27 protein-coding genes and 1 riboswitch are annotated in these 26939 nt (G+C 64.2%); of the genes, 20 read left to right on the forward strand and 7 right to left on the reverse strand.

The genetic code is table 11. The features are described 5' to 3' along the window. Positions 1-63 precede the first annotated feature (63 nt). The 7 genes from NLM32_RS35940 to NLM32_RS35970 all read left to right on the forward strand — a co-directional run bounded on the left by NLM32_RS35940 (position 64) and on the right by NLM32_RS35970 (position 8133). On the forward strand, positions 64-1284 hold the full coding sequence (locus tag NLM32_RS35940) for a helix-turn-helix domain-containing protein (protein ID WP_254133429.1): 1221 nt from the start codon (positions 64-66) through the stop codon (positions 1282-1284). 27 nt (positions 1285-1311) lie between these two features. Next, positions 1312-1950 carry a PQQ-binding-like beta-propeller repeat protein gene (locus NLM32_RS35945; protein WP_254133430.1) on the forward strand — a complete coding sequence of 213 codons (639 nt, stop codon included), beginning with the start codon at positions 1312-1314 and terminating at the stop codon, positions 1948-1950. 141 nt (positions 1951-2091) lie between these two features. Beyond that, positions 2092-3660, forward strand: coding sequence for a DUF4403 family protein (locus NLM32_RS35950; RefSeq protein ID WP_254133431.1), 1569 nt, complete (start codon positions 2092-2094; stop codon positions 3658-3660). 135 nt (positions 3661-3795) lie between these two features. After that, the gene (locus tag NLM32_RS35955; RefSeq protein ID WP_254133432.1) at positions 3796-4899 is read left to right on the forward strand and encodes an ABC transporter ATP-binding protein; all 1104 of its coding nucleotides are present in this window, start codon (positions 3796-3798) and stop codon (positions 4897-4899) included. Positions 4900-4962: 63 nt separating this feature from the next. Continuing rightward, complete coding sequence (locus NLM32_RS35960; protein ID WP_254133433.1) at positions 4963-6021, forward strand: ABC transporter substrate-binding protein; 1059 nt, start codon at positions 4963-4965, stop codon at positions 6019-6021. 22 nt (positions 6022-6043) lie between these two features. Next, positions 6044-7306, forward strand: a complete 1263-nt coding sequence (locus tag NLM32_RS35965; RefSeq protein ID WP_254133434.1) for an ABC transporter permease — start codon at positions 6044-6046, stop codon at positions 7304-7306. Continuing rightward, complete coding sequence (locus NLM32_RS35970) at positions 7303-8133, forward strand: ABC transporter permease (protein ID WP_254133435.1); 831 nt, start codon at positions 7303-7305, stop codon at positions 8131-8133. The genes NLM32_RS35965 and NLM32_RS35970 overlap by 4 nt, the downstream gene beginning before the upstream one ends. Before the next feature lie 59 nt (positions 8134-8192). Here NLM32_RS35970 and NLM32_RS35975 read toward each other — a convergent pair whose 3' ends face one another. Further along, positions 8193-9932, reverse strand: coding sequence for a caspase family protein (locus tag NLM32_RS35975; protein ID WP_254133436.1), 1740 nt, complete (start codon positions 9930-9932; stop codon positions 8193-8195). 328 nt (positions 9933-10260) lie between these two features. On the opposite strand from NLM32_RS35975, the gene NLM32_RS35980 reads away from it, so the two are divergent. Further along, on the forward strand, positions 10261-11475 hold the full coding sequence (locus NLM32_RS35980; RefSeq protein ID WP_254133437.1) for an ABC transporter substrate-binding protein: 1215 nt from the start codon (positions 10261-10263) through the stop codon (positions 11473-11475). A gap of 209 nt (positions 11476-11684) precedes the next feature. On the opposite strand, the gene NLM32_RS35985 is transcribed toward NLM32_RS35980, so the two are convergent. Further along, positions 11685-12215 (reverse strand): PRC-barrel domain-containing protein, encoded by a 531-nt coding sequence (locus NLM32_RS35985; RefSeq protein WP_254133438.1) that lies wholly within the window; start codon positions 12213-12215, stop codon positions 11685-11687. 219 nt (positions 12216-12434) lie between these two features. Next, positions 12435-13010, reverse strand: coding sequence for a hypothetical protein (locus NLM32_RS35990; protein ID WP_254133439.1), 576 nt, complete (start codon positions 13008-13010; stop codon positions 12435-12437). A 180-nt stretch (positions 13011-13190) separates the two neighbouring features. On the opposite strand from NLM32_RS35990, the gene NLM32_RS35995 reads away from it, so the two are divergent. Both NLM32_RS35995 and NLM32_RS36000 read left to right on the forward strand, forming a co-directional pair. After that, positions 13191-13931 (forward strand): response regulator, encoded by a 741-nt coding sequence (locus NLM32_RS35995; protein ID WP_254133440.1) that lies wholly within the window; start codon positions 13191-13193, stop codon positions 13929-13931. Between the two features lie 15 nt (positions 13932-13946). Beyond that, positions 13947-15284: an ATP-binding protein gene (locus NLM32_RS36000; RefSeq protein ID WP_254133441.1), complete on the forward strand. Its 1338-nt coding sequence runs from the start codon at positions 13947-13949 to the stop codon at positions 15282-15284. Here the strand turns inward: NLM32_RS36000 and NLM32_RS36005 are convergent. Continuing rightward, on the reverse strand, positions 15281-15496 hold the full coding sequence (locus NLM32_RS36005; RefSeq protein WP_254133442.1) for a hypothetical protein: 216 nt from the start codon (positions 15494-15496) through the stop codon (positions 15281-15283). The two genes, NLM32_RS36000 and NLM32_RS36005, sit on opposite strands and share 4 nt — an antisense overlap. A 237-nt stretch (positions 15497-15733) precedes the next feature. Here NLM32_RS36005 and NLM32_RS36010 point away from each other — a divergent pair, with 237 nt between their 5' ends. The 7 genes from NLM32_RS36010 to NLM32_RS36040 all read left to right on the forward strand — a co-directional run bounded on the left by NLM32_RS36010 (position 15734) and on the right by NLM32_RS36040 (position 22055). Further along, positions 15734-16288, forward strand: coding sequence for a lytic transglycosylase domain-containing protein (locus NLM32_RS36010; protein WP_254133443.1), 555 nt, complete (start codon positions 15734-15736; stop codon positions 16286-16288). Between the two features lie 52 nt (positions 16289-16340). After that, a riboswitch (TPP riboswitch) is annotated at positions 16341-16485 on the forward strand. After that, entirely contained in the window at positions 16473-17483 is a 1011-nt protein-coding gene (locus NLM32_RS36015; protein WP_254133444.1) for an FAD-dependent oxidoreductase, read from the forward strand. Its footprint overlaps the riboswitch before it by 13 nt. Before the next feature lie 7 nt (positions 17484-17490). Continuing rightward, complete coding sequence (gene thiS / locus NLM32_RS36020; RefSeq protein ID WP_254133445.1) at positions 17491-17688, forward strand: sulfur carrier protein ThiS; 198 nt, start codon at positions 17491-17493, stop codon at positions 17686-17688. A 4-nt stretch (positions 17689-17692) separates the two neighbouring features. Beyond that, positions 17693-18475, forward strand: coding sequence for a thiazole synthase (locus NLM32_RS36025; RefSeq protein WP_254133446.1), 783 nt, complete (start codon positions 17693-17695; stop codon positions 18473-18475). Beyond that, positions 18462-19067, forward strand: a complete 606-nt coding sequence (locus NLM32_RS36030; RefSeq protein WP_254133447.1) for a thiamine phosphate synthase — start codon at positions 18462-18464, stop codon at positions 19065-19067. The genes NLM32_RS36025 and NLM32_RS36030 overlap by 14 nt, the downstream gene beginning before the upstream one ends. A 164-nt stretch (positions 19068-19231) precedes the next feature. Next, positions 19232-21130, forward strand: coding sequence for a phosphomethylpyrimidine synthase ThiC (thiC, locus tag NLM32_RS36035; protein ID WP_254133448.1), 1899 nt, complete (start codon positions 19232-19234; stop codon positions 21128-21130). Between the two features lie 235 nt (positions 21131-21365). Further along, the gene (locus NLM32_RS36040; RefSeq protein ID WP_254133449.1) at positions 21366-22055 is read left to right on the forward strand and encodes a hypothetical protein; all 690 of its coding nucleotides are present in this window, start codon (positions 21366-21368) and stop codon (positions 22053-22055) included. Between the two features lie 230 nt (positions 22056-22285). On the opposite strand, the gene NLM32_RS36045 is transcribed toward NLM32_RS36040, so the two are convergent. Together NLM32_RS36045 and NLM32_RS36050 are read right to left on the reverse strand one after the other, a co-directional pair. After that, positions 22286-22831 carry a phosphohydrolase gene (locus NLM32_RS36045; protein ID WP_254133450.1) on the reverse strand — a complete coding sequence of 182 codons (546 nt, stop codon included), beginning with the start codon at positions 22829-22831 and terminating at the stop codon, positions 22286-22288. A 25-nt stretch (positions 22832-22856) separates the two neighbouring features. Beyond that, entirely contained in the window at positions 22857-23342 is a 486-nt protein-coding gene (locus tag NLM32_RS36050) for a DUF4262 domain-containing protein (RefSeq protein ID WP_254133451.1), read from the reverse strand. Between the two features lie 96 nt (positions 23343-23438). Here NLM32_RS36050 and NLM32_RS36055 point away from each other — a divergent pair, with 96 nt between their 5' ends. Then, on the forward strand, positions 23439-23948 hold the full coding sequence (locus NLM32_RS36055; RefSeq protein WP_254133452.1) for a mismatch-specific DNA-glycosylase: 510 nt from the start codon (positions 23439-23441) through the stop codon (positions 23946-23948). A gap of 113 nt (positions 23949-24061) precedes the next feature. On the opposite strand, the gene NLM32_RS36060 is transcribed toward NLM32_RS36055, so the two are convergent. Beyond that, positions 24062-24607, reverse strand: coding sequence for a hypothetical protein (locus tag NLM32_RS36060; RefSeq protein WP_254133453.1), 546 nt, complete (start codon positions 24605-24607; stop codon positions 24062-24064). Between the two features lie 329 nt (positions 24608-24936). Between NLM32_RS36060 and NLM32_RS36065 the strand changes: the two genes are divergently transcribed. Both NLM32_RS36065 and NLM32_RS36070 read left to right on the forward strand, forming a co-directional pair. Beyond that, positions 24937-25869, forward strand: a complete 933-nt coding sequence (locus tag NLM32_RS36065) for a transposase (RefSeq protein WP_254127844.1) — start codon at positions 24937-24939, stop codon at positions 25867-25869. 310 nt (positions 25870-26179) lie between these two features. After that, positions 26180-26824 (forward strand): glutathione S-transferase family protein, encoded by a 645-nt coding sequence (locus tag NLM32_RS36070; protein WP_254133454.1) that lies wholly within the window; start codon positions 26180-26182, stop codon positions 26822-26824. The last annotated feature ends 115 nt before the right edge of the window (positions 26825-26939 follow it).

Consider the following 26939-nt stretch of genomic DNA (forward strand, 5'->3'; position numbering starts at 1 on the left):
CCGTGAGCGAGTTCTCGCACCGGACGAGGCCCCGGTGGGAGTAACAAGTGTGGCGGGATTTTCATGGAGTCGCTGATCACGGCCGCCGCGCGCGCGTTGGAGGCCGGCGATCCCCTCGGCGCCCTGAACCGCGTCGCGCTGCGCAACGATGCGCCGTCGCTGGCGCTACGCGGCATCGCGATGGCGCAGCTCGGCGATCTCGCGAAGGCGAAGACACTGCTGCGCAGCGCCGCCCGCGCGTTCGGGCCGAGAGAGGCGGTCGCGCGCGCCAGATGCGTGGTGGCCGAGGCCGAGATCGCACTGGTCTCGCGCGACCTGAGCTGGCCAGCCAAGACGCTCGCAGCCGCACGTGCGACGCTCGCAAGCCATGGTGATCTCGCCAATGCCGCCCATGCCGGCCATATCGAGGCCCGTCGGCTGCTCCTGCTCGGACGGATCGACGAGGCCGAGCGCACGCTGGCCGAGATCGGCGCCTCCCCGCTGCCGCCTGCATCCCTTGTGGTGCGCGAGCTGGTGGTCGCCGGCATCGCCATCAGGCGGCTGAAAACCAGAGATGCGCGCGCCGCGCTCGACCGCGCCGGCAAGGCAGCGCTGCAAGCAAGAATCCCGGCGCTCGCAGCCGAGGTCGACAGCGCCAGCCTCGTCCTGAACACGCCTGCTGCGCGCCTGATCGCGCGCGGCGGCGAGCACCCGCTGCTGCTCGGCGAGGTCGAGAGACTGGCGACCTCGACGGCGCTCGTCGTCGACACCTTCCATCACGTCGTGCGCAGGCAAGGCACGGCCGTGTCGCTCGGAACGCGCCCCGTGCTGTTCGCGCTCGCCCGCCTGCTGGCGCAGGCATGGCCCGCCGATGTCTCGCGCGAGGCGCTGATATCGGGCGCGTTTGGGGCCAGGCACGTCGATGAGTCCCACCGCGCGCGCTTGCGCGTCGAGATCGGTCGGCTCCGCACCCAGCTCAAGCCGCTGGCCGAGATCAGCGCCACCAAGAATGGCTTTGAGCTGGCGCCGCGGAAAACGCGCGACGTCATCGTGCTGGCGCGGCCCGTCGAGGAGAAGCACGCCGCCGTGCTCGCCATTCTCGCCGACGGCGAGCCGTGGTCGAGCTCGGCGCTCGCGCTCGCGCTTGGCATGAGTGCACGCACGGTGCAGCGGGCGCTCGAAGAGCTGGCGCGCGCAAACAAGGTGCAGTCGTTCGGCCACGGACGGGCGCGCCGCTGGATGACCCCGCCGGTCCCCGGATTCCCGACAGGCTTGTTACTCCCCGGACCGCTCCTGAAGGCGTAGATTGGTCACATCACAGGGATCGAGCAGATGAAGCGTTCCGCCGCAGAGATCGTCACGGAGTACGGGCCTTTCGAAGGCGTCGAGGCCGTGCATGGCGTCACCTATGACGGCACCCATGTCTGGTTCGCATCGGGCGACAAATTGAATGGCCTCGATCCGGCCAACGGCAAAATCGCGCGCTCGCTCGATGTCGCCGCACATGCGGGCACGGCGTTCGATGGCCGCCATTTGTTCCAGATCGCGGAGGATCGCATCCAGAAGATCGACGCCGCGACAGGCAAGGTGCTCGCCACGATCCCCGCGCCCGGTGGCGGCGGCGATTCCGGATTGGCCTGGGCCGAAGGCTCGCTCTGGGTCGGTCAGTATCGCGAGCGCAAGATCCATCAGATCGATCCCGACAGCGGCAAGATTCTCCGCACCATCGAGAGCAAGCGCTTCGTCACCGGGGTGACCTGGGTCGACGGCGAGCTCTGGCATGGCACCTGGGAGGGCGAGGACAGCGATATCAGGCGGATCGATCCTGATACGGGCAAGGTGCTCGAGCAGCTCGACCTGCCGGCCGGGACGATGGTTTCGGGGCTGGAATCCGACGGCGGCGACCGCCTTTTCTGCGGCGGCGGCGACAGCGGCAAGGTGCGCGCGGTCCGCCGTCCCAGGCGGGGCTAGCTGCGGGCTGGCCGCCCGAACAGAGGGACACCGCACAGCCGCAGCCGTTAACCGATTTGCCGCAATTCCACCCCACCGGTGCGCTCTAGCGCCCTCCTCGCCCGCCCTGTAAAATCCCCGTCGGGGCGGCTTGGGGGATTGATGCGTCTGACGTTGAACTTGAAGACTGTCCTGATCGCCGTTGCGGTGCTCGCGGCGTCATTTTTCATCAGCCTGAAGGCAATGGATTGGCTGTCGCCGCGCGCGACCAATTCCGCGCCGCCGGTCGCGCAACTGCCGCCGCTGCCGCCGGTCTCGAAAAGCTCGATCGTGGTGGCGCCGGTGGCGATCGCGCTGTCGGCGATCCGGGAGCAGGCCGAGAAGGCCTCGCCGCGCAATTTTGCCGGCAAGGCCGAGAACCCGATCTCGCAGATTCTGCAGGACGCCGATATCGGCTGGACCGCCGCCCGCGGACCGATGTCGGCTGTCGGCGACAAGGACGTGCTGACGCTGTCGACGCCGATCACCGGCAAGCTGAACGTGACGGGATCGCTCTCGGCGAAAGCCACCGGCGCGCTCGGCGATGCGCTGGGCAGCGTGCTCGGCGGGGACGCGGCGAAACGGATCGGCGCCGTCAACATCAAGAATTTGAACGCCAGTGCCGAGATCAAGGGCAACGTGGTCGTCACCTCGCGCCCGAAGCTCGCGGCCGCCTGGCATCTCGAGCCGAATTTGGGCGCACAGGTCAATCTCGGCGATACCAACCTCAACGTCGCCGGCGCCAAGGTCAACGTGCCGGCGCAGGTGAAGCCGCTGATCGACAAGACCGTCGGCGATCAGCTCAACGTCGTCTCGGAGCGCATCCGCAACGACCCCAGCCTGCGCGAGAACGCGAAGGTGCAATGGGCCAAGGCCTGCCGCTCGATCCCGCTGCAAGGCGGCGGCTCCTCGGCGGCGCTGCCGCCGCTCTGGCTCGAGATGAAGCCGACCCGCGCCATCGCGGCGCAGCCGCGCGTCGACGCGCAGAACGTGACGCTGCTGCTCGGCCTCGAGGCCGAGACGCGCGTGACGTCGTCACAGACCAAGCCGGACTGCCCGTTCCCCGACAAGATCTCGATCGTGCCGCCGACCGGCACCGGCGTGAACATCGGCGTTCCCATCGACGTGCCCTTCACCGAGATCAACAAGCTGATCGCGGCACAGATGGTCGGCCACACCTATCCCGAGGATGGCTCCGGTCCGGTCGAGGTCACGGTGAAGAGCGTCAACGTCGTGCCCTCCGGCGAGCGGCTGCTGATCTCGCTCTTGGTGCGCGCCAAGGAGAAGAAGAGCTGGCTCGGGCTCGGCGCCGAGGCGACCGTGCACATCTGGGGCCGGCCGATGCTCGACCAGGCCCAGCAGACGCTGCGGCTCGCCGACATCCAGCTCGCGGTAGAGTCCGAAGCGGCCTTCGGGCTGCTTGGTGCAGCCGCCCGCGCGGTGGTGCCGCAGATGCAGCAGGCGCTGGTGCAGAAGGCGACGCTCGACCTGAAGCCGATCGCCGCCAACGCGCGCGAGAAGATCGCAGGCGTCATCGCCGACTTCCAGAAGAGCGAGGACGGCGTCAAGGTCGAGGCCAATATCAGCAGCCTGACGCTGGCCGACATCGCCTTCGATTCCAAGACGCTGCGCGTGGTCGCGGAAGCCGGCGGCACACTCAACGTGTACGTGACGAAGCTGTCGGGGATGTAGCGCGCGTTCCTGCACGGAATCCGCGCTGTCCTGATCGCTTCCGCCGCTGGCATTCTCGTCGGAGGGTGCTAAGCTGCCCGTCGCAACCTCGGATGAGGTGCTGACAGCGGCAGTTGAGTGGGGCGCGAAGACGATATGGAAGCCGGCATGGTCACGCCCGCACTGGTGCGGTTTTCCGGCATTCAGAAAACCTATGATGGCGAGCATCTCGTGGTGAAGAACCTCGATCTCGACATCAAGAAGGGCGAGTTCATCACCCTGCTCGGCCCGTCGGGCTCGGGCAAGACGACCACGCTGATGATGCTGGCGGGCTTCGAGGTTCCGACCCACGGCGAGATCTACCTCGCGGAACGGCCGATCAAGAACATGCCGCCGCACAAGCGCGACATCGGCATGGTGTTCCAGAACTATGCCCTGTTTCCGCACCTGACGATCGAGGAGAACGTCGCCTTTCCGCTGTCCGTCCGCAAGGTCGGCAAGGCGGACACGCAGGCGCGCGTCAAGGCGGCGCTGCGCATGATCAAGATGGAAACCATGGCGCAGCGGCGGCCCGGGCAACTGTCCGGCGGCCAGCAGCAGCGCGTGGCGCTGGCCCGCGCGCTGGTCTTCAACCCGCAGCTCGTGCTGATGGACGAGCCGCTGGGCGCGCTGGACAAGCGACTGCGCGAGCAGATGCAGCTGGAGATCAAGCAGCTGCACGAGACGATGGGCATCACCGTCGTCTATGTCACCCACGACCAGAGCGAAGCGCTCACCATGTCGGACCGCATCGCCGTGTTCAACGACGGCATCGTGCAGCAGATCGACCGTCCCGATGCGCTGTATGAGCACCCTGTCAACAGCTTCGTCGCCAACTTCGTCGGCGAGAACAATGTGCTGGCCGGCACCGTGGAGACGATCGAGCAGGACTATTGCCGTGTCGCGCTGGCGGCCGGCGGCGCCGTCATGGCGCGTGCGGTCAACGTGTCGGGCGCAGGCGCATCGACCTCCCTGTCGGTCCGGCCGGAGCGGATCGCCATTATCCCTGATGGCGCCTCCGGCGACGGACCGAACCGGCTGCCGGCCAAGGTGCAGAACACAATCTATCTCGGCGATCACGCGCTGGCTGTGCTCGATGTCGCCGGCAACGCCGAATTCATGGTCAAGCTTCAACCGGGGGCGCATGATAGCCTGAGGCCTGGCGAGAATGTCTTCGTCACCTTCCGCCCCGAGGACTGCCTCGCCCTCGATCCCGTCTGATCCGACCAACGCACTGCAATCGATCGACTCAATGCAAACGCAGATGAAGAAGGAACAAGGACCATGCTGAAGCGCAAGATTGGCAAGATTGCTCTGGGTTTCGCCGCGGCGTTCAGCGCCAGCGCCGCGCTGGCCACGTTCGCGCAGGCGCGCGACCTCACCGTCGTGTCGTGGGGCGGCGCCTATCAGGACGCCCAGAAGAAGGTCTATTTCGAGCCATTCAAGAAGACAGCCGGCGTTGCCATGAACGACGAGTCCTGGGACGGCGGCGTCGGCGTGTTGCGCGCCAAGGTCCAGGGTGGCGCCGCCACCTGGGACCTCGTCCAGGTCGAGAGCGACGAGCTCGCGGTCGGCTGCGAGGAAGGCCTGTTCGAGAAGCTCGACTATTCCAAGATTGGCGGCGAGGCCGCTTATATCCAGCCGTCGGTCAATCCCTGCGGCGTCGGGGCCATTCTCTATGATTTCGTGCTCGGCTACGACAAGGACAAGCTGAAGGACGCCCCCAAGGGCTGGGCTGACTTCTTCGACACCAAGAAGATCCCGGGCAAGCGCGCCCTGCGTCAGGGTCCGAAGACCACGCTCGAGATCGCGCTGATGGCCGACGGCGTCCCGCCGAAGGACGTCTACAAGGTGCTGGCGACCGACGAGGGCGTGGATCGCGCATTCAAGAAACTCGACACCATCAAGGGCGACCTCGTCTGGTGGAAGGCCGGCGCCCAGCCGCCGCAATTGCTCGCCTCCGGCGAAGTGGCGATGACATCGGTCTACAATGGCCGCATCGACACCGCGAACAAGAACGAGAAGAAGAACTTTGGCATGGTGTGGGACGGCGCGCTCTTCACCCTCGACAGCTGGGTCATCCTGAAGGGCAGCCCGAACAAGGACGCGGCCTACAAATTCCTGGACTTCGCCGGCAAGGCGGAGAACCAGTCGAAGCTGTCGGAGAACATTGCCTACGGCACCTCGAACAAGGACGCCGCCGGTCTGATCCAGCCGGCCGTCCTGAAGGACCTGCCGACAGCGCCTGACAACATCAAGAACGCGGTCGAGATCAACGTGGCCTTCTGGCTCGAGAACATCGACAAGCTGACCGAGCGCTTCAACAAATGGGCCGCGAAGTAGCGCGGCCTGCAAGGCCCGATTCATGACGGATGCGCTTCTGACCGGCGCCAATGCGTCGACCAACGTGCCGCTCAAGCGCCGATTGAGGCGCGCGGAGCGGACACGCCAGGTCAAGGCATTGGCGCTGGTGCTGCCGCTTCTCGTCTTTCTGCTCTTCACCTTTGCGGGCCCGATCGCCGGCATGCTGTGGCGCGCGATCGATGACCGGGAGGTCCGCCAGGCCTTGCCGCAAACCGTCGCGGCTCTCGCTAGCTGGGACGGCAAGGACCTGCCTGACGAGAAAGCCTACGCGGCGCTGGCGAGCGACATCGTGGCGGCACGCGCCGCCGGCACCATCGCCATCGCGGCCAAACGACTCAATTACGCCCTGAACGGCTTTCGCACGATCCTGACCAGCACGGCACGCAATCTGAAGACTGTGCCGGAGCCCGGCACCGCGAAGGAGACGCTCGGCAAGATCAATCCGGCCTGGCGCGAGCGCACCACCTGGACGACGATCAAGGATGCGGGTGGCCCAGTCACCGGCTTCTACCTTCTGGCGGCGCTCGACCTGACACGGAACGTGGACGGCGCGATCGTCGCGGCCGCGCCGGATCAGGCGATCTACCGCGATGTCTTCGCCCGCACCTTCCTGATCAGCCTCGGTGTCACCGCGCTCTGCCTGATCCTCGGCTTCCCGGTCGCTTACCTGCTGGCGACGCTGCCGCCGGGCCGATCGAACCTGCTGATGATCTTCGTGCTGCTGCCGTTCTGGACATCGCTGCTGGTGCGCACCTGCGCCTGGATCGTGCTGCTGCAGAGCAACGGCGTCGTCAACGACAGCCTGCACTGGCTCGGCATCATCGACGCGCCGCTGCGCCTGATCTACAACCGCTTCGGTGTCTGCGTGGCGATGACCCACGTGCTGCTGCCGTTCATGATCCTGCCGCTGTACAGCAGCATGAAGGCGATCTCGCCGGCTTACATGCGGGCCGCCGCCTCGCTCGGTGCACCACCCCTCACCGCCTTCCTGCGCATCTACCTGCCGCAAACCCTGCCCGGCATCGGCGCGGGAAGCCTGCTCGTCTTCATCCTCGCGCTCGGCTACTACATCACGCCTGCCCTGGTCGGCGGCGCCGCCGACCAGATGATCAGCTACTTCATCGCGCTCTACACGACCGAGACCGCCAATTGGGGCCTCGCTTCGGCGCTCGGTGCCGTGCTGCTGCTGGCGACCATTCTGCTCGCTCTCGTCTACGGCAAGCTGGTGCAGGGCCAGCAGGTCACGGGAGGGATGAAGAATTGAGCGACAGTCCTTCCCTCCGCACGCCCAGCCAGCGTATCGCATGGACCTCGACCATCGTCATCTCGACGCTGGTGTTCATCTTCCTGATCGCCCCCATCCTTGCGATCATGCCGCTGTCCTTCAGCTCGGGCTCGTACCTGACCTATCCGCTGCCGGGCCTCTCCTTGCGCTGGTACGACGATTTCATCAATTCGCCGCGCTGGATGAATTCGCTGAAGAACAGCATGATCATCGGCGTCGCCTCGACGCTGCTGTCGATGGTGCTCGGCACGCTGGCAGCTCTCGGCCTCGCGCAATGGAAGAGCCGGTTCAAGCCGCTGGTGCTGGCTTTCGTGCTGTCGCCGGTCGTCGTGCCCGGTGTGATCACGGCGGTCGGCCTCTATTTCTTCTTCGCGCCGATCGGACTGACCGGCAGCTATCTCGGACTGATCCTGGCTCACACGGCGCTCGCGACGCCCTTCGTGGTGATCACGGTCGGCGCGACATTGCAGAGCTTCGACACCAACCTCGCACGCGCCGCCGCCTCGCTCGGCGCCTCACCGCTCGAAGCGTTCCGCCGCGTGATCCTGCCGCTGATCCTGCCGGGACTGGCGTCGGGCGCGCTGTTCGCCTTCGCGACCAGCTTTGACGAGGTGGTGATCGTGCTGTTCATGGCAGGGCCAGAACAACGCACACTGCCGCGCGAAATGTTCAGCGGCATCCGCGAGAACATCAGCCCGACCATCACCGCCGCCGCGGTGATCCTGACCACGGTCTCGGTCATCCTGCTCGCGACGCTCGAAGGCCTGCGCCGGCGCAACGAACGGCTCAAGGGTGGTAGCGGCTGAGCGACGGCCAATACCAGCAGCCTTGACCGACAGAGCTTTCGGGAGAAGGGCGAGCGCTCCTAGATCTTGCCTCCATTTTGAGCGCAGGCAGCAATCCGCGAGGAATCATTAATTAGCTGCCGGTGTGCCTGTTGGCGGCATCTTGCGACAAGATCTTCCCCCTCCGGCTTCGGCTGCTGTGTGAGCTGCATCTCACGGCCTCGGCGTTCGTCAGCAATCAAGGTCGTCGATGTTCTCTTTCCCGAACCGGAACGAGCTGAACTCTTCTTGTCCTCTCTCACAGGCTCGACGAGCTGCCAGACCGGATGAAGCTCTATGGAGGCCCTATCGGAAGACTTGCCCTGGCGGGCGGAGGTCATCGTCAGAGTATTCCGATCTAACTTGACCGCAATTGTATCACCCACTTGCAGTGTGAACGTATTCTTGGAAATGTACTCTGCAAACCGTGTATAGCCGGCTGGCGTCTGTTGCCACGATCGTTTCGTTGGCGGCCCCCAAAGATAATATCCGCTCGCGAGGCCGGTGGCGGAGACTTTGGTCACCACCAGCATGGTGTAGCGCCCCTCGCCGTTTTCCCATCCGAGCTTGTTCGACCACACCCCGACAAACTGCGAATTGGGACTTGAGCGATCGACCTCGTCGACTGAGATCGTAAACTGGGGCAGCGTGAGTTTCTGTTGTGCAGCGATCGCTTGGACGCGCTGGTTGTCTTCATTTGTAAAGGGACGAACTGACGCGGGGCTCGAACCTCCCGGTCCCTGCTTGAGGCTCGGGTCGGCTCCAGATGGAGGCGAGGTGGATGGTGAGGTCGCAGCCAGCTGGCTCGCACGGAGATCCACGAGCCGTTGGCGCGCCTCCCAAACATGGTTGCTTCCTGGGTATCGCGACAGAAATTCTTCGTACAGGCCCGGAACAGTTGAGGTCTGAATGGAGTGCCAGAATTGATCGTCTTCGGCGGTTGTCTGCGCGGACGGAGCGCCCTGCGTTGACGCTGCAGCGGGCGCGGACAACGCCTTCAGGTAGATTTCCTCTTTGGACAACGAACCATACACAAATGGTTGCTGCTCGCGCTTGGTCGCCGTCATGACGTCATCTCGGACCCGGCGAAACAGAAACGAGATTTCGAGCCCCGGAGTTTCGATGTGCTTCAGCAGAGCTGTCGTGAACGGACTATTTCGACCGTCGCCGTCGCTCGCCGTCGTACCATCGCGAGCTGCATACGCAACGAGGACATTGTCGGTTGGCTCGGTTGGCGCAAGTCCTCGGGTAACCGCCCGCGTGGCGAGCGAACGTTTCATCTTCGCAGCGAACGGGTCGTTTCGGCATGCATCCAGAATGATGAGACCGAGCTGGTGCGCCTTGCTGACCTGGAGATTGACTGACCGCAGGCTGATCGCCTCGCTCTCGACATCAGCGTCGCTTCGCAGCTCGGCATCCGTTGGAATCAGCCAGTTCTCGCCCCCGACCTCCATTCCATGACCTGCGTAGAAGACGACCGCAACAGACGCACCCTCGGCGGCATGGCCAAATTCTACGAACGCCCTTCTCATATCGGCACCCGTGCCATTGATCAGCCGTGTCACTTTGAAATCAAGCCGCTGCAGGGCGCTGGCGAGATCATTCGCGTCCTGTGGGGGATTCGAAAGTGCCGGGACCCGCTGATATGCACCATTGCCGATCACCAGCGCGACCCGATCGCCTGCTCTAGCGGCTCCTGTCCAGAATAGAGCGCAAAGAACAAAGACGCGGACTGTCAGACCAGCTCTTGCCCAATTCATCCTGCAATTCAGCATATCCATATCGCATCACTCGCAATTGCTGCACTGACTGCTGGTGGATCTGGCCAACCGCCTCTCCAGCAAACAGCCTGTGCCCCCGTTTCAAAATTAGCGGGTCATCTCTCTCCGCGGGCACAAAATAGCCAGCACGCTATTCAACCACTCTTTGTCAGAAATTTCGCAATTTGTGCCTTTATCGTCAATATCACGCACGTAACGCGAGCCCATCTCTCCCCCCTACTTATTTCTCAGCCCGCCGCATGCCTCCCTGGCTTTGCCCCCGCGACGGTTTGTCGCTAGAACAGTCGGCGCAAACAAAGCCCAAACAACAACGCTGAGGGAGAAACACATGCAAAAACTGATCGCCGCAGTTGCGGCCGGCCTTGCGCTCGCCGCCACGTCCGGCGCGGCGCAGGCGCAGATTTCCGACAACGTCGTCAAGCTCGGCGTGCTCACGGACATGTCGAGCCTTTATGCCGACGCGACCGGCAAGGGTTCGCTCGCCGCTGTCGAGATGGCGGTCGCCGATTACGGCGGCAAGGTCGCAGGCGTTCCGATCCAGATCGTGTCCGCCGACCACCAGAACAAGCCCGACGTCGGCGTCAATATCGCCCGCAACTGGTACGACAACGAGAAGGTGGACGCGGTGATGGACGTGCCGACCTCCTCGGTCGCGCTGCCGATCTCGGCGCTGACGCGCGAGAAGAACAGGATCAACATCAATTCCGGCGGCGGCTCCTCCGACATCACCGGCACCGCCTGCTCGCCCAACACGGTGCACTGGACCTACGACACCTATGCGCTGTCGAACGTCGCCGGTAAGGCGATGGTGAAGCGCGGCGAGGACACCTGGTTCTTCGTCACCGCGGACTACGCGTTCGGCATGGCGCTGCAGCGCGACGCTGCCAACGTCGTCAAGGAGAGCGGGGGCAAGGTGCTCGGCGAGGTCCGCCATCCGCTCAACTCATCCGACTTCTCCTCCTTCCTGCTGCAGGCCCAGGCCTCCAAGGCCAAGGTGGTCGCGCTGGCGAACGCCGGCGGCGACACCACCAACGCGCTGAAGCAGGCGGCCGAGTTCGGCATCACGCAAGGCGGCCAGAAAATGATCGCGCTGCTGCAGGAGATCACCGACACGCATTCGCTCGGCATCAAGGCCACGCAGGGCCTGATCGTCACCGACGCGTTCTACTGGGACATGAACGACGAGACCCGCGCCTTCTCCAAGCGCTTCAACGACAAGGTCGGCCACATGCCGACTATGATCCAGGCCGGTCTTTACTCGGCGACTATGCACTATCTGAAGGCGATCGAAGCCATCAAGACCGATGAAGCTCCGAAGGTGATGGAGCAGATGCGCAATACGCCGGTGAACGATTTCTTCGCCAAGAACGGCAAGATCCGCATCGACGGCCGCATGGTCCACGACATGTATCTGTTCGAGGTGAAGAAGCCGGAAGAGTCCAAGGGCGAGTGGGATCTCTACAAGCTGCTCGCCACCGTTCCTGGCGACGAAGCCTTCCGGCCGCTCGACAAGGGTGGCTGCCCGCTGGTGAAGGGGAACTGAATCTTTTCTCCCTCTCCCCGCCTGCGGGGAGAGGGTTGGGGTGAGGGGGACTCTCCGCGAGGACGGTGACAATTGGACTCGCGGAGACTCCCCCTCACCCGATCGCTTCGCGATCGACCTCTCCCCGCAAGCGGGGCGAGGTAAGAAGACACGACAGCGCGCCCGGTGAAAACCGGGCGCGCTGCGTTTAGGCCATCACGCGATCTGCATTACTCCGAGTACTTGAACTCGGGCATGTTCTTCAGCTCGTCCTTGGTGGCGTTGAAGACGGCGTGGTCCGGATACCATTTCGACGAGGACGACGCTGTGGTCGTGGTCTTCTCGGTGCCGGTCGCAGCGCCCGTTGTGGTGGTCGCAGCGGGCTTGGCACTCGGGTTCGCGCCGGTGCCGGTATAGGCCACCGCCTCGTTGACGAATTTCAGCTTCTCATAGGGCACGGCCACGAGATGCTCGCCCATGCCGAGGAAGCCGCCGACGCCGATCACAGCGATCTTCACGGCGCCGCTCTTGTCCATCAGCAGGTCGTTGATCGAGCCGACGCTCTCGTTGGCGTCATTGTAGATCTTCAAGCCGACCATTTTCGACGCGCGCCACTCGCCCGAAGCGGTCGTGGTGGTGGTCGTCGCGGTGGTGGCCGCGGTCGGCGACTTGTCGGTTGTGGCGGTCGGGTTCTGCGCGAACGCAACGGTCGCAAGCAGAGCGGTGCCGGCAAGGCCGGCGGCGATCGATTTCATCAACATTGTTGTCCTCTCCTTCAGCAGAAAACGCATGCGGAGAAAACAGCCACCATCATCCGCAGTTCCTGTGCTGCGGCAATTTCGTTGCCTCATTGCGGCGCTGCGCTGCGAGGAAGGTTCCTGTCGAGGAACGTGCGAAACGCACAGTTCCTCGCCGACGATCTTGCGCCCTGGGATGTAGCACGATCGCGGCGAGGAACGCGCCGACCTGCGTCGCGCGGGTCAGCTCTGGTAGTCGATCAGAAGCGCGGAGATGTCCGTGCTGCTCGCGGAGCTCGTCGTGCCGTTCGCGTTGTAGGACGAGTTCGACGAAGACTGCGACTGCTGCAGCGCCTGGAGGAACTGCTCGAGGATTTTCGCCGTGCTGGACTCGGTCGAGCTGCTGCTCGTCGAATCCGTCGACGACGAGGCGTCCGAAGAACCGCCATCCGACGGCGGCGGACCGGGAGGCGGGCCGCCCGCACCGCCCGGACCACCGGGCCCTTTGCCGAAGGCGGACTGGAAGACGCCCTTCAGCTCGTCGGCCTGGTCCGACGTCAACGTCCCGTTCGAGACCTCGCCTGCGATGAGATCGTCGATCTTCGACTTCAGGCCGTCCTTGGACGGCTTGGTGCCGCTGGACTGATCGCTGGACCTGCTCTGCTGAAGCGCGGTGTCGATGTCTTGCAGGGCGGTCGTGAGGGCGGACTGGTCCGACGACGAGATCGTGCCGTCCGACACTTCCGATTGCAATTCCTGCTGCAGCCGCTGCAGCGGCGACTGGTGATTACTGGCCGAGGTCGCCGAAATCGACGTCATGAGTGCACCGTGGTTTTTGCGGGGTTTCGTACATTCCGGCGCCACGGTATGGTTAACGGGCTTAACGAGACCTTGCCGTATGACTACCCAGTCGTTGCGGGGTGTTGCGGAAATACATTCGGAAACAAACGGAAACAAAAATCTTCGCCTTTTGGCCCGAATCTTGGACAAACAAAGCTCATGGCCATTCCTTCTCCCAACATCCTGATCGTCGAAGACGATCGCGAAACCCGGACGTTGATTGCGAAATATCTCCGCAACAACTCCTGCAACGTTACCGCTGTGAGCGACGGCCGCGAGATGTCGCGTGCCATGGCCGACCACCGCGTTGATCTCATCATCCTTGACGTCATGCTGCCGGGCGAGGACGGCCTCAGCCTGTGCCGCAAGGTGCGCTCCGAGGCCCAGACGCCGATCATCATGCTGACCGCGCGCGGCGAGGACGTCGACCGCATCGTCGGCCTCGAGATGGGTGCGGACGATTATCTGCCGAAGCCGTTCAACCCGCGCGAGCTGCTCGCCCGCATCAACGCGGTGCTGCGGCGGCAGGCTTCCGCACAGGCCGCGAGCTCGATCGAGGGCGCCTCCACCCTCGCCTTCGAGGGCTGGCGCATCGACCTGCGGCTGCGCGAGCTGCGCAATCCCGAAGGCGCGCGCGTCGCGGTGACCAGCGCCGAGTTCGACCTGCTGCGGACGTTCTGCGAGCGTCCCGGCCGCGTGCTCTCGCGCGACAGCCTGCTCGACCTCACGCAGGGCCGCAACACCGGCTCGTTCGAGCGCTCGATCGACGTGCTGGTCAGCCGCATCCGCCGCAAGATCGAACCCAATCCGGCCGATCCCACCATCATCAAGACGGTGCGTTCCGGCGGTTACCTGTTTACGCCCAGAACGGAAGCGGTTACGACGCCCCTGAGCAACTGACGGGGCGTTAAGACGATGAGGCCGTTCGGGTTCTTCCACCTCAAGGGCATCGGCGGGCAGATCGCCGCGCTGGTGCTGGCCTCGACCGTCGCGCTGCATCTCGTCGTCACCACCGCCTTCCTGATCAGCCGGCCCGACCGCCCGGACCAGCCGCCGGACGGTGCGCCGCAATTGATGGATGCCGCGCTGCTGCTCGGCTCGGCCAAGCCGGACGACCGGCCGCGTCTCGCCGCAGATATCGCGCGCGCCTTCCCGAAGCTCAACATCGAGATATCGGCGCCGGGCACGGCGATTGTGGTCGAGGACAGCGAAAGCCAGCACCTGCACGGGCTCCGTCGCCATCTCGGCCGCGGCTACAAGGTGGTGCAGCTTGCGCCCGAGGGCGGCGCCCACCGCATCGGCGTGCAATTGCCTGACGGCACCATGATCGCGGGCCATGTCGAGAACGGTCCGCGTCCGTGGTTCTGGGGCGCGCCATGGCTGGTGACGCTGATGACCGCCTTCATCTGCATCAGCGTGCTCGGCCTGTGGGCAGCGCGCGCGCTGGCGACGCCGCTCTCGTCCTTTGCCAAGGCGGCCGAGAATTTCAGCCTGGACGGCGGCGCAGAGCCCCTGCCCGAGCGCGGCCCGGAGGAGATCCGCTCGGTTGCCCGCGCGCTCAACCGCATGCATGAGCGGATCGCGCGGCTGATGTCGGACCGCACCCGCATGCTGGCTGCGATCAGCCACGATCTGCGCACGCCGATCACGCGGCTGCGCCTGCGCGCCGAGTTCATCGAGGACGAGGGCAACCGCAAGCGCATGCTGATCGACCTCGACCAGATGCGCTCGATGCTGGAAAGCGTGCTGTCGCTCCTGCGCAACGACCGCAAGATCGAGGCGATCACGCTGGTCGATATCGCGAGCACGCTGCAGCTGATCGCCGATCAGTTCGGCGACATGGGCCATGTCGTGCACTATGACGGCCCGTCGTCGGCGACAGCGGCGGCGCGCCCCGACGATCTGCATCGCGGCGTCACCAACCTCGTCGAGAACGCGGTGCGCTTCGGCGCCGAGGTGACGATCCGCCTCGATGTCGACGGCACAAGACTCGTCATCGACGTCGAGGACGACGGCCCCGGCATTTCGGACGCGCGCAAGCAGGAGATGCTCGAGCCGTTCGTGCGCGGCGACGACGCGCGCACCATGGACGATTCCACCGGCTTCGGCCTCGGCCTGTCGATCGCGCGCGCGATCGCGCTCGCCCATGGCGGCGAGCTGTCGCTGCACGACCGCCAGCCGCACGGGCTGATCGTGCGGATGCAGTTGCCGGTGTGGCAGCAGCCGCCGCTGGCGGCGCAGGTCGCTGCTTAAGCTGCGAGCGGCGGATAATCCACGGCAGACTCGTCGAAGATCGCGATCGCCTCGAAGCGATAGCCGCAGGCCTGGCAATTCCAGAGATAGGAGACCCGCCCCTCGCCCGGCTCGATCCAGTCGGGCTGCGCGATCGGCGCGCCGCACTGGGCACAGGGATTCTGTCTGGGAATGTCGCCGGTGTGGGTCTTCACCATGGTTGTTTTTGTCATGGCACCTCTCCCGATTCGCAGGGCGCTTCTTACTCGCTTTCGCGGACGAGCGCGAATAGACAGGCTTGCTGCCGCGACACGCGTGTCCACCTGAGGGAACTCTTGCGCCGGCATTGAGTCGTAACAGCGGCTCTGCGCCGCCAAATCGGTCACGGCGGCGTTTGGTCACATCATCGCCGCGTTCGGGAGGCCTAACGGCAACCGGGCGCAGGTTGCTCAGGCATTCCGGGGTATCTGATGAAAATTTTACGCGCTGCCGCGCTCATCGCGGCAGGAATGATGTTGCCGCTGGTGTCGCCGCAGGCCGCCTTCGCGGGCCAGGCCGAATATGCGGAGATGGTCGCGATGCATGCGCGCGCCAACGGCGTGCCGGAGGCGCTGGTCCATCGCGTCATCATGCGCGAGAGCCGCTATCAGCCCGGCCTGCTCGGCCGTGGCGGCGCGATCGGCATGATGCAGATCAAGCTCGCGACCGCCCGCGGCCTCGGCTACACCGGCGATGCCGCAGGCCTGCGCGACCCCAACACCAATCTCACCTATGCGGTGAAGTTCCTCGCCGGCGCCTATCACGCCGCCAATGGCGACCACGACCGAGCCGTGCGTTATTTCGCGGGCGGCTATTACTACGTTGCAAAGCATCAGCGCCAGCAGGCCATGCAGCAGGCGAGCTTCGTGGCGAATGACCAGGCCTGGCTCGAGCCCAACGGCAATCCGCAGCCGTTGTTCGGCGGCCCGGCGCATCGCAAGCTCGCCCAGCACGTCCGCAACGCGCGGGCGCAGGCGCCCAGATAACGCCCTGTTCCAGCCAAACGCGTTGACACAGGCCCCCACTAGCCTACATTAGAGCCGTTCCGAGGGGTGCTCCGAGGAGGAGCTGAGATACCGCTAAATGGGCAAGCCTGCACTTCAGCAAGCCGGCCCAGGACCGCGGTGACCCTTTGAACCTGATCCGGGTCATGCCGGCGAAGGGACAGGGATGTTGCAGACGACCAAGCGACCGGATTCTCCGGTATCCATCATCGGTGCAGGCATAGCCGGAGCCTGGCAGGCGCTGTTGTTCGCGCAGGCCGGCCATGCCGTGACGTTACACGAGCGCAGTGACGCCGGCATGACCGACGCCACCAGCCATTGGGCCGGCGGCATGCTCGCGCCTTATTGCGAGGCGGAGGTCGCCGAGCCCATCATCAGCCACCTCGGCCTGCGCTCGCTCGATATCTGGCGGCGCGAACTGCCGGATACCCCCTTCAACGGCTCGCTCGTCGTCGCCCATCCGCGCGAGCGCAACGATTTCGAGCGCTTTGCGCGGATGACCGAAGGCCATCGCCGCCTCGATGCCGCGGGCCTTGCCGAGCTCGAGCCGTCGCTGGAAGGCCGCTTCCGCGACGCGCTGTTCTTCCCGACCGAGGGCCATGTCGAGCCACGCCGCGTGCTGCCGAAGCTGCACGAACGCATCAAGGCCGCCGGCGGCACCATCAAGTTCGGCAGCGACGTCACCGCCAACGATCTGGAAGGCATCGTCATCGACTGCCGCGGCCTGTCCGCGCGCGAGGAACAAGGCGAGCTGCGCGGCGTCAAGGGCGAGATGATTTTGATCGAGAGCAGCGAGGTGCAGCTTGCGCGCCCGGTGCGGCTGATCCATCCGCGCTGGCCGCTCTACGTGATCCCGCGCGAGGACAATCTGTTCATGCTGGGCGCGACCTCGATCGAGGCCGAGGACACCGGCGTCAGCGTCCGCTCCGCGCTGGAGCTGTTGGGCGCGGCCTATGCGGTGCATCCGGCCTTCGGCGAAGCCCGCATCGTCGAATTCGGCTCGGGCCTGCGCCCCGCGTATCCGGACAATCTGCCGCGCATCGGCGTGCGCGGCGGCCAGATCAGCGTCAACGGGCTCTACCGCCACGGCTTCCTGCTCGCGCCGGCGCTGGCCGAGCTGACGCTCGCTTACGTCGAGCGCGGCCAGATCGACAATGAGGTGATGCAATGCGCGTGATCGTGCAATGATTGTGATCGTAAACGGCGAACAGCGCGAGATCAATGCGGCCAGCGTCGATGCGCTGCTCTCGGAGCTCGACTACGAGGGCACGCATTTCGCCATCGCGCTCAACTACGACGTCGTGCCGAAGAGCCGCTGGGCCGAGACCGCACTGAAGGCCGGCGACGAGATCGAGATCATCACGCCGCGGCAGGGAGGGTGAGGACATGGTGACCTTCTACGGCAAAACCTTCGCCTCGCGCCTGCTGATCGGCAGCGCGCTCTATCCCTCGCCTGCGATCATGCAGGACGCGATCCGCGCCTCGGGCTCGAACATCGTCACGGTGTCGCTGCGGCGCGAATCCGCCGGCGGCAAGACCGGCGACGCGTTCTGGAAGCTGATCCGCGAGCTCGACGTCGCCGTGCTGCCGAACACCGCCGGCTGCCGCAGCGTGCGCGAGGCCGTCACCACAGCCAAGCTCGCGCGCGAATTGTTCGGCACATCCTGGATCAAGCTCGAAGTGATCGCCGACAACGACACGCTGCAGCCCGACGTCGTCGGCCTGGTCGAGGCCGCGACGATCCTGATCAAGGACGGTTTTGAGGTGTTCCCCTATTGCACCGAGGACCTCTCGGTCGCGAACCGGCTGGTCGATGCCGGCTGCAAGGTGGTGATGCCGTGGGCCGCGCCCATCGGCAGCGCGAAAGGCATCACCAATCGCGACGCGCTGAAACTGATGCGCGAGCGGCTGCCCGATATCACGCTGGTGGTCGATGCCGGCATCGGCGCGCCCTCGCACGCCGCCGAAGCGCTCGAGCTCGGCTATGACGCCGTGCTGCTTAACACGGCGATCGCAAAAGCCGCCGATCCCGTCGCGATGGCCAGAGCTTTCCGCCTCGGAATCGAGGCCGGCCGCACTGCGTTCGAAGCCGGGCTGATGAACGCCCGCGACTTCGCTTCCCCCTCCACCCCTGTCGTTGGGACCCCGTTCTGGCATGCCGTATCCTGATCGCTTCTATCCCGTCGTCGACAGCCTCAAATGGGTCGAACGCCTGACCAAGCTCGGCGTCGGCACAATTCAACTCCGCGCCAAGGAGCTAAACGACGCTGACGCGCTGCAGATCGTCACCGATGCGCTGGCCATCACCAACGGCACGCAGGCCAAGCTGGTCGTGAACGACTATTGGCGCGCGGCGATCGTCGCCGGTGCAAAATATCTGCATCTCGGCCAGGAGGATCTGGCGGATGCCGACCTCAAGGCGATCCGCGAGGCCGGCCTGTCGCTCGGCGTCTCCACACATGATGACGCGGAGCTCGAAACCGCGCTCAAGGCCGAGCCCGATTACGTCGCGCTCGGTCCGATCTTTTTCACCACGCTGAAGTCCATGCGCTTCGAACCGCAGGGCATTCCAAAAATCACCGAATGGAAGAAGCGCATCGGCACCATCCCGCTGGTCGCGATCGGCGGCATCAAGTTCGAGCACGCCGCGGAGATCTTTGCCGCGGGTGCCGATTCCATCGCCGTCGTCAGCGACGTCACCCAGAATGCCGACCCGGATGCGCGCGTGCGGCAATGGCTCGGCCTGAAGGAGGCTGCGTGATGCGCCTCACTCAATCTCTATCCCGTCACCCTGAGGTGGCCGCTTCTTCAGCGGCCCTCGAAGGGCGACAGCCCGGCTCCATCCTTCGAGGCTCGCAAGTGCTCGCACCTCAGGATGACGAACAGCACGCGACGACGCGATAATCATATTCAACGGAGGATCCCATGAACATCCGCTCCAACCCCGACAAGACCGTGCCTGCCGTCACCACCGGCCCGCTGCCCTCTTCGCGAAAAATCTTCGCATCGCCCGATGCCGCGCCGGATGTCCGCGTGCCCCTGCGCGAGATCATCCTCTCGGAAGGTGCCGGCGAGCCGAACCTGCCGGTGTACGACACCTCGGGCCCCTACACCGATCCGTCCGTGACCATCGACGTCAACGCCGGTCTCGCGCGCGGCCGCAAGGCGTGGGTGCTGGAGCGCGGCGGCGTCGAGGAATATGACGGCCGCCAGATCAAACCGGAAGACAATGGCAGCGTCTCCACCGACCACGCCGCGCGCGCCTTCAGCGCCTATCACAAGCCGCTGCGCGGCCTCGACGGCCACAAGATCACCCAGCTCGAATTCGCCCGCGCCGGCATCATCACCAAGGAGATGATCTACGTCGCCGAGCGCGAAAACCTCGGCCGCAAGCAGCAGCTCGAACGCGCGGAAGCCGCCCTTGCCGACGGCGAGAGCTTTGGCGCCGCGGTGCCCGCCTTCATCACGCCGGAGTTCGTGCGCAGCGAGATCGCGCGCGGCCGCGCCATCATCCCCTCGAACATCAACCACAGCGAACTCGAGCCGATGATCATCGGCCGCAACTTCCTGACCAAGATCAACGCCAATATCGGCAACTCGGCGGTGACGTCGTCGGTCGAGGAAGAGGTCGAGAAGATGGTGTGGGCGATCCGCTGGGGCGCCGACACCGTGATGGACCTCTCCACCGGCCGCAACATCCACACCACCCGTGAGTGGATTTTGCGCAACGCGCCGGTTCCGATCGGCACCGTGCCGATCTACCAGGCGCTGGAGAAGTGCAACGGCGATCCGGTCAAGCTGACCTGGGAGCTCTACAAGGACACGCTGATCGAGCAGTGCGAGCAGGGCGTCGACTATTTCACCATCCACGCCGGCGTGCGCCTGCAATACATCCACCTCACCGCCAGCCGCGTCACCGGCATCGTCAGCCGCGGCGGCTCGATCATGGCGAAGTGGTGCCTGGCGCATCACAAGGAAAGCTTCCTCTACACCCATTTCGACGAGATCTGCGACCTCATGCGCAAGTATGACGTCTCGTTCTCGCTCGGCGACGGCCTGCGTCCGGGCTCGATCGCCGACGCCAACGACCGCGCGCAATTTGCCGAACTCGAAACGCTCGGCGAGCTGACGAAGATCGCGTGGGACAAGGGCTGCCAGGTCATGATCGAGGGCCCCGGCCATGTGCCGATGCACAAGATCAAGATCAACATGGACAAGCAGCTCAAGGAATGCGGCGAAGCGCCGTTCTACACCCTCGGGCCCCTGACCACCGACATCGCGCCGGGCTATGACCACATCACCTCGGGCATCGGTGCCGCCATGATCGGCTGGTTCGGCTGCGCCATGCTCTGCTACGTCACGCCGAAGGAGCATCTTGGGCTACCCGACCGCAACGACGTCAAGGTCGGCGTCATCACCTACAAGATCGCCGCGCACGCCTCCGATCTCGCCAAGGGCCACCCGGCCGCCCAGCTCCGCGACGACGCGCTCTCGCGCGCCCGTTTCGACTTCCGCTGGAGCGACCAGTTCAACCTCGGCCTCGATCCCGACACGGCCAAGAACTTCCACGACGAAACCCTGCCGAAGGAAGCCCACAAGGTCGCGCATTTCTGCTCGATGTGCGGCCCAAAGTTCTGCTCGATGAAGATCACCCAGGACGTCCGCGACTACGCCGCGACGCTGAACGATCCGAACAGCATCGGCATGTCGATGAGCGGCACGGCCGAGGACGGCATGGCCAAGATGAGCGCGAAGTTCAAGGAGATGGGCGAGAGCCTGTATCTGGATGCGGAGAAGGTGAAGGAGAGCAATCGGGTGCTGTGAGCCTATAAGCGCGCACCCACCAAACGACAGGCCGGGCGCTGAAGCGCCCGGCCTTTTTTGTTTGCGGCAATGAGCGAGCACGAAATCGTCATTCGCTTCCTTCTTTTGCATGGTGGTTGCACTTCGCTAACCAACCTGTGAAGTCTTCGCACCCTTTGGTTGTTATCTCATTTTATGTCGGTACAAGGTAGAACAAAGGCACGTAGGCGAGCCGTATCGCACCTTGAAGTACAGATTGCACCATCTGATATTTTCCTTCCTGCTCGCTGGGACGTCCGGCGCGCTGGCGCAGGAGCAGCCGCACGAGGTTGCCCGGCCGATCGCACCTGCGGAAGTCGTGCTCTACATCCAGTCAGACTTGAAACGCACGGACTTCGTTCAGCCGCTGGTTTGCGCGCTTCGGCGTGTGCTCACCGCCCCCGTCTCTGTGCAAGCTCTAGACCTTCCGCTCGGATCCGAATTGCTCGCAACGCCCACGCAATTCGAGGCGACCAAGGTGGCAGACCGGTTCATCCAGCGAACAGCGGACGAAGGAAATGCGCCCTCGTTCAAGTATCTTCTTGTTCCGTTCGATCTGAACGTCGAGGCCTGGAATTGGCGCTATGCGTTTTCCGCGAGCTTTGGCGACGAAACGACGTCCTACCACGTCGGTGTCGTCTCCACCGCGCGGATCGTCGCTGGCAATTGGTGGCTGCAATCTCCATGGGATCACGAGATCACGGCGACCCGAGCTTACAAGCTGATTCTCAATCAATCGCGTACCGCACAGGGCATCGCGGCACGGATGCCTGCATTCTCTCAACGCCACTTAGTCTCGAGGAGTTGGATCGAAAATCATCCGAGTTTTGCCCGGATGACCGTGCCGCGCTTGTTGCCGCTGGCGTCCTCAAGGAGAAAGAAGAGCAGAACGACCCCAGCTGCATGACCGTTGCAGGGCGATTGCTTGTGCCAATGCTCGTGACAGCACGCAGGATGCTGGACGATTGGTGGGCTACGCTGCACTAACCTACCCTGCGCAGCAAACCCGTAGGGTGGATTAGCGTAGCGTAACCCACCAGTTGGCATCCAACGCCTCTCCAGACGTGGTGGGTTACGCCTTGCGCCGTCGCGTGTTGAATGACCGCACTTGTGAGCGGCTAACCCACCCTACGCTGCTCAGCTCAACGACGCCAATTCACGCGCAAGATTCTCGCGCGCCCGCTGATCATATTTCGCAGCGAAACCGGCATCGGGATAGATGACCGGTCGGGCGGCGAACCGGCGCAGCACCGCGGCGCGGCCGGCGCGATAGTCGGCATCGCTGACGTGGATGAACTCCTGCCGGATGGCCGCGGCATAGGCGTCGTAGCGCGCCGGCTCCGCGCCCAAAATGCTGAGATCGATCGAGATCAGGATGGCCCCGAGGCGATCATCCGCCGCGACGTCGTGCGTCTTCGTCAGACGGATCAGGCGACCGACCTCGCGGCTGATATCGGCGCGCACGTGCGCTTCGGCCAGTTGTGCGCTGAGCTCTTCGTTATCCGACCGGGTCGGATCGTAAACGACATCGTGCCACCAGATCGCTTCCGACAGAACCTCGCGCTCGTGAGCCGAGAGCCCTTCCACCTGCGCAAGCGCGGCGAGGCAGTCCTCGATATGCGCGAGGTTGTGATAGTGGCGGCCCGGCGCGGCATAGGCGACGGCCAATTCTTCGCGGTCCATCGTCAGGCCATTTCGAAGGACAACATCAAGAGACCGTCCTCTTCAACAACGGTTGGTCCCGTCTGACGTCGAGCGAGCAGTCCGCCTCCCAGGGGAAATGACGATCAACGTCCTGCCAGACGACCTGGAGACAGGGGAATGCGAGCCGCGATTTTCGGTAGAACCAGATCGCAATGCCGAGATAATCAGGATAAGCCGCGAACGGCACCTGCCAGAAGCCGAGCTTGTAGCCGTTCTCCAGCAGTTCGTCGGAGATATCACCGTCGACGAATTTATGCCCCGCGGCGGCGCGATCGCGGATAAGATTGATGATGGCCTGCGCGCTGTGGAAGCTCTGGCCGAAGATGATAAGTTCGGGGTGGCCGTAGTTCAGGTACAGACCGATTGAAAATGCAAACGGCGGATTGGCATCAGGTATGCCCGTGATATGGCAGCCGTGATTCCGGACGTTGCGCAAAACGACCTTGTCGGCTTCATGTTCGGGCTCGGGCCACTCAAACTGGTCTAGCATGCTTCCCCCAACCGGCCTGAGGCACGCGGCGCTCGCGTGCCCTGACAATACCGACGGCAGATTCAGCGAAGAAGCAAGTCAATAGTCGCATCGAAAATGTCCAACACTAGTCACCGCCTCCCCGACCAGCTCCGCGAAAACCTCCGCCTCGTCTTCGTAGGCACCGCCGCCTCGACGCGCTCGGCTGAACTCGGGCATTACTACGCCCATCCCGGCAACCGCTTCTGGCGCGCGATCCATGAGGCCGGGATCACGCCGCGACGGTATCAACCGGGTGAGTTCGCATCGCTGATCGAGCTCGGGATCGGCTTCACCGATCTTTCCAAGTCGGGTGCGGGGATGGATCACCAGATCGCGGCGGAGACGATCGACGTGCCGGGCTTTCGGGCCAAGATCGAAAAATATCGGCCGCGGACGATTGCGTTCACGAGCAAGAAGGCGGCGAGCCTGTTTTATGGCCGGCCGTCGAGTGGGATTTTGTTGGGGCGGCAGGTGCGTGACGCGAGTTGGCCTGAGGTGTTCGTGCTGCCGTCGCCGTCCGGGGCGGCCTCGGGGCATTGGACGCTGGAGCCGTGGCGAGAGCTGGCGGCGTGGATTGGTGCTTAGGAGAGACGAGCGAGGCGCACCCCACAAGTGCTCCGCTAGTATCTAGCGGCGACCGAACAGGTTACGCCTCGCGCACAAGAAGACTCAAGCCGAGACTGCTAACGTTGTGAGCGCTAGTTGACCAACGTCAGATAGCAATCCGCGTTATATTGATTCCACGAGAGCAAACCAAAGTTGCCGTCGGTGTCGCCCTTGTCCTGCCAGTTCTCGTATCGTCCATCGGTAAAGTAGCAGGCCCAGGAATTGTTGACGTGCTCAGTCACATTGTTCTTGTTGGTCCCGGCGGCATCTCCCGCTTCGGCACGCCATACGCCTGTCTCCTTGTTGTAAAAAAACAGGAAGTGGCGGGAGGCGACGCGCCCAGTGTCGTCCCAATTGTGCATTCCGATCCGAACAATGCAGCCATCTTTCCCGCTGCAAAACTTCACGACAACTTCTTCGGGGATTATCGTAGTGGTTCCACGCTGGGTCTTTGGCGCCACGAACGTTGCCCTATCGGGCTTGTTTGGCGTCGGATACGCGTCGCTAAGCGCCTTCATTTCATTTGGGTCTACCCTCGGCAACGTGATCGCGGGGCCGCTCTGAGCGCTCTCCTGCCCGTGAGAACTTGAAAAGCTCAGGAGAACGACGGGCATCAAAACGAATAGCAATGGTCGCATTGCACTACTCCTTCGATAATGAACTTTGGAAAAAAGCCGACTGGTTCTTATTGTTTGGTTCCAAGTTTAATATATGCAATTATTGGGTGCAACTACCTTGTGATGTCACTCTTACGGGCAGACGCCGCTCAACACGCGAAGCACCTCATCCTTGTAAGTCAGATCGTGCCGGATCGGCTAAGATAGCCGGCGCGGTAACGGACGGGAGACCGCTTCATCCAAGGGCCGCGAAGCCCGTGCCTCAGCGCGGCGCCCCGTCCGTTGTTCCATCGAACCCGAACAGTCGCGAGGGCCGCCTGGCGAGCCCGGTTGCGCAAGGAGGGGTGCAGATGGACGCGATCTATGTTGGCATTGATGTGTCAAAGGACCGGCTGGACGTGCATGTACGTCCAAATGGAGAAGCCTTTGCCGTCGCGCGCGACGGCAAAGGCTTGGAAGAGTTGGTTACGCGTCTTGCGGCTTGTTCGCCAACGCTGATTGCGGTGGAGGCGACAGGCGGGTTCGAGACCATCGTTGCGGCAGCGCTGGCCGGCGCCGAATTGCCGCTGGTGGTGGTCAATCCGGCCCAGATCCGGCACTTCGCCCAAGCCGTTGGTCGGCGTGCCAAGACCGATCCGATCGATGCGGCGGTCATCGCACGGTTCATCGAGGCCGTGAGACCAACGCCGCGCGCTCTGCCGGATCAGCAGGCGCGGCTGCTGGCGGAGCTGGTCAGTCGCAGGCGGCAGATCATCGAGATGATCGTTGCCGAACGCCAGCGCGAGAAGCGGGTCGAGAATGTGCGCGTTCGCAAGAGCCTTGTTCGCCACATCAAGGTTCTCGAGAAGGAACTACCGGAGATCGACAACGACATCGACACCTTGGTGCGCGGATCGCCGGTCTGGCGCGACAAGGAGGAACTGATGATCAGCTTTCCGGGAGTGGGCAACACGCTCGCTCGCACGTTCTTGGCCGAGGTGCCCGAACTCGGCACCCTCAACCGTCGCCAGATTGCAAGCCTTGCCGGCCTTGCTCCGTTCACCCGTCAGTCCGGCCGCTGGAAGGGCAAGAGCATGATCGGGGGCGGAAGAGCCGCGCTGCGCGCTGGGCTCTATATGGCTGCTCTATCCGCTAGCCAGCATCATCCGCAGCTCAAAACGTTCTATCGACGCCTGCTGGCCGCCGGAAAGCCCAAGATGGTTGCCCTCATCGCGGTCGCGCGCAAGGTTCTCACCATCCTCAACGCCATGCTCAGAGACCAAAAACAATGGCAATCCGCTTGACAAAGAACACAGTCGCTGAGGAGACCGCGCAGCGGTCGTCTCGAAGGATGGCCGCGGGCGAGATCGGGGCCTGCATGGTTCGAGACGGCGCTTCGCGCCTCCTCACCATGAGGGGTTGGCTCTCGTAGGGTGTGCAAAGGCGCCCCAGCGCCGTGCCACGATCTCTCCACCAATCGACAGAACGTGGGCACGGCGCGCGAAGGGCGCGCCTTTGCCCACCCTACGGGACCGTGCGCACCGGAGAGACTGTCGGAATCCGCTCCGCTCGTTCGTCCTCTGGTCCAAACCGCCATCACCCCGGAGATCTCGCATGCCCACCATCACCGCCTTCGCAAACTCTCCCGACCGCGGCAGGGGTCTGGCGCGCGACATGCGGATTCGGTGGGCGTTGGAGGAGGTGGGCCAGCCCTACGACGTTCGCCTCGTAACGTTCGATCACATCAAGCAGCCTGAACATGTTGCGCTGCATCCGTTCGGGCAGATCCCGACCTTCGAGGACGGTCACCTCGTCTTGTTCGAGACCGGCGCCATCGTGCTGCATATCGCCGAGCGTCATGCCGGTCTGCTGCCGGGCGAGCCGAACGCCAGGGCGCGCGCCATCGCGTGGATGTTTGCCGCCGTCAACACCGTCGAACCGCCGATCGGCGAGCTGGGGACGGCGATCCTGACCGAACGTGACAGCAGCTGGTATGAGGTGCGGCTGCCGATCCTGAGGGACCGGGTCTGCGTCCGGCTCGGCGAACTGGCCCGCCATCTCGGCGGCGCCGACTGGCTCGACGGCGCGTTCAGCGCCGGCGATCTCCTGATGGTGACGGTGCTGCGCAGGCTGGCTGCATCGCGCATCCTCGACGACTATCCGACCCTCTCCTCCTATGTCGCCCGCGGCGAAGCGCGGCCGGCGTTCCAGCGCGCGTTCGATGCGCAGCTGGCGGTTTTCACGGCGGCGGCCGGCTAGGCACGGTGCCGTATTCCGTAGGATGGGTAGAGCGAAGCGAAACCCATCAACTGGACCGAAGCAACAGGTGCGCCTGTTCGACTGCGCCACAGGGCTGGCTAGACCGCAGACCGGG

It is taken from the genome of Bradyrhizobium sp. CCGUVB14 (assembly GCF_024199935.1).
In the GTDB taxonomy this organism is placed as follows: Bacteria; Pseudomonadota; Alphaproteobacteria; order Rhizobiales; family Xanthobacteraceae; genus Bradyrhizobium.

Bases quoted from the DNA above. Each gene is read 5' to 3' on its own strand.
- NLM32_RS35940 (WP_254133429.1), top strand. From the start codon at position 64: ATGGAGTCGCTGATCACGGCCGCCGCGCGCGCGTTGGAGGCCGGCGAT.
- NLM32_RS35945 (WP_254133430.1), top strand. From the start codon at position 1,312: ATGAAGCGTTCCGCCGCAGAGATCGTCACGGAGTACGGGCCTTTCGAA.
- NLM32_RS35950 (WP_254133431.1), top strand. From the start codon at position 2,092: ATGCGTCTGACGTTGAACTTGAAGACTGTCCTGATCGCCGTTGCGGTG.
- NLM32_RS35955 (WP_254133432.1), top strand. From the start codon at position 3,796: ATGGAAGCCGGCATGGTCACGCCCGCACTGGTGCGGTTTTCCGGCATT.
- NLM32_RS35960 (WP_254133433.1), top strand. From the start codon at position 4,963: ATGCTGAAGCGCAAGATTGGCAAGATTGCTCTGGGTTTCGCCGCGGCG.
- NLM32_RS35965 (WP_254133434.1), top strand. From the start codon at position 6,044: ATGACGGATGCGCTTCTGACCGGCGCCAATGCGTCGACCAACGTGCCG.
- NLM32_RS35975 (WP_254133436.1), bottom strand. From the start codon at position 9,932: ATGGATATGCTGAATTGCAGGATGAATTGGGCAAGAGCTGGTCTGACA.
- NLM32_RS35980 (WP_254133437.1), top strand. From the start codon at position 10,261: ATGCAAAAACTGATCGCCGCAGTTGCGGCCGGCCTTGCGCTCGCCGCC.
- NLM32_RS35985 (WP_254133438.1), bottom strand. From the start codon at position 12,215: ATGTTGATGAAATCGATCGCCGCCGGCCTTGCCGGCACCGCTCTGCTT.
- NLM32_RS35990 (WP_254133439.1), bottom strand. From the start codon at position 13,010: ATGACGTCGATTTCGGCGACCTCGGCCAGTAATCACCAGTCGCCGCTG.
- NLM32_RS35995 (WP_254133440.1), top strand. From the start codon at position 13,191: ATGGCCATTCCTTCTCCCAACATCCTGATCGTCGAAGACGATCGCGAA.
- NLM32_RS36000 (WP_254133441.1), top strand. From the start codon at position 13,947: ATGAGGCCGTTCGGGTTCTTCCACCTCAAGGGCATCGGCGGGCAGATC.
- NLM32_RS36005 (WP_254133442.1), bottom strand. From the start codon at position 15,496: ATGACAAAAACAACCATGGTGAAGACCCACACCGGCGACATTCCCAGA.
- NLM32_RS36010 (WP_254133443.1), top strand. From the start codon at position 15,734: ATGAAAATTTTACGCGCTGCCGCGCTCATCGCGGCAGGAATGATGTTG.
- NLM32_RS36015 (WP_254133444.1), top strand. From the start codon at position 16,473: ATGTTGCAGACGACCAAGCGACCGGATTCTCCGGTATCCATCATCGGT.
- thiS (WP_254133445.1), top strand. From the start codon at position 17,491: ATGATTGTGATCGTAAACGGCGAACAGCGCGAGATCAATGCGGCCAGC.
- NLM32_RS36025 (WP_254133446.1), top strand. From the start codon at position 17,693: ATGGTGACCTTCTACGGCAAAACCTTCGCCTCGCGCCTGCTGATCGGC.
- NLM32_RS36030 (WP_254133447.1), top strand. From the start codon at position 18,462: ATGCCGTATCCTGATCGCTTCTATCCCGTCGTCGACAGCCTCAAATGG.
- thiC (WP_254133448.1), top strand. From the start codon at position 19,232: ATGAACATCCGCTCCAACCCCGACAAGACCGTGCCTGCCGTCACCACC.
- NLM32_RS36045 (WP_254133450.1), bottom strand. From the start codon at position 22,831: ATGGACCGCGAAGAATTGGCCGTCGCCTATGCCGCGCCGGGCCGCCAC.
- NLM32_RS36050 (WP_254133451.1), bottom strand. From the start codon at position 23,342: ATGCTAGACCAGTTTGAGTGGCCCGAGCCCGAACATGAAGCCGACAAG.
- NLM32_RS36055 (WP_254133452.1), top strand. From the start codon at position 23,439: ATGTCCAACACTAGTCACCGCCTCCCCGACCAGCTCCGCGAAAACCTC.
- NLM32_RS36060 (WP_254133453.1), bottom strand. From the start codon at position 24,607: ATGCGACCATTGCTATTCGTTTTGATGCCCGTCGTTCTCCTGAGCTTT.
- NLM32_RS36065 (WP_254127844.1), top strand. From the start codon at position 24,937: ATGGACGCGATCTATGTTGGCATTGATGTGTCAAAGGACCGGCTGGAC.
- NLM32_RS36070 (WP_254133454.1), top strand. From the start codon at position 26,180: ATGCCCACCATCACCGCCTTCGCAAACTCTCCCGACCGCGGCAGGGGT.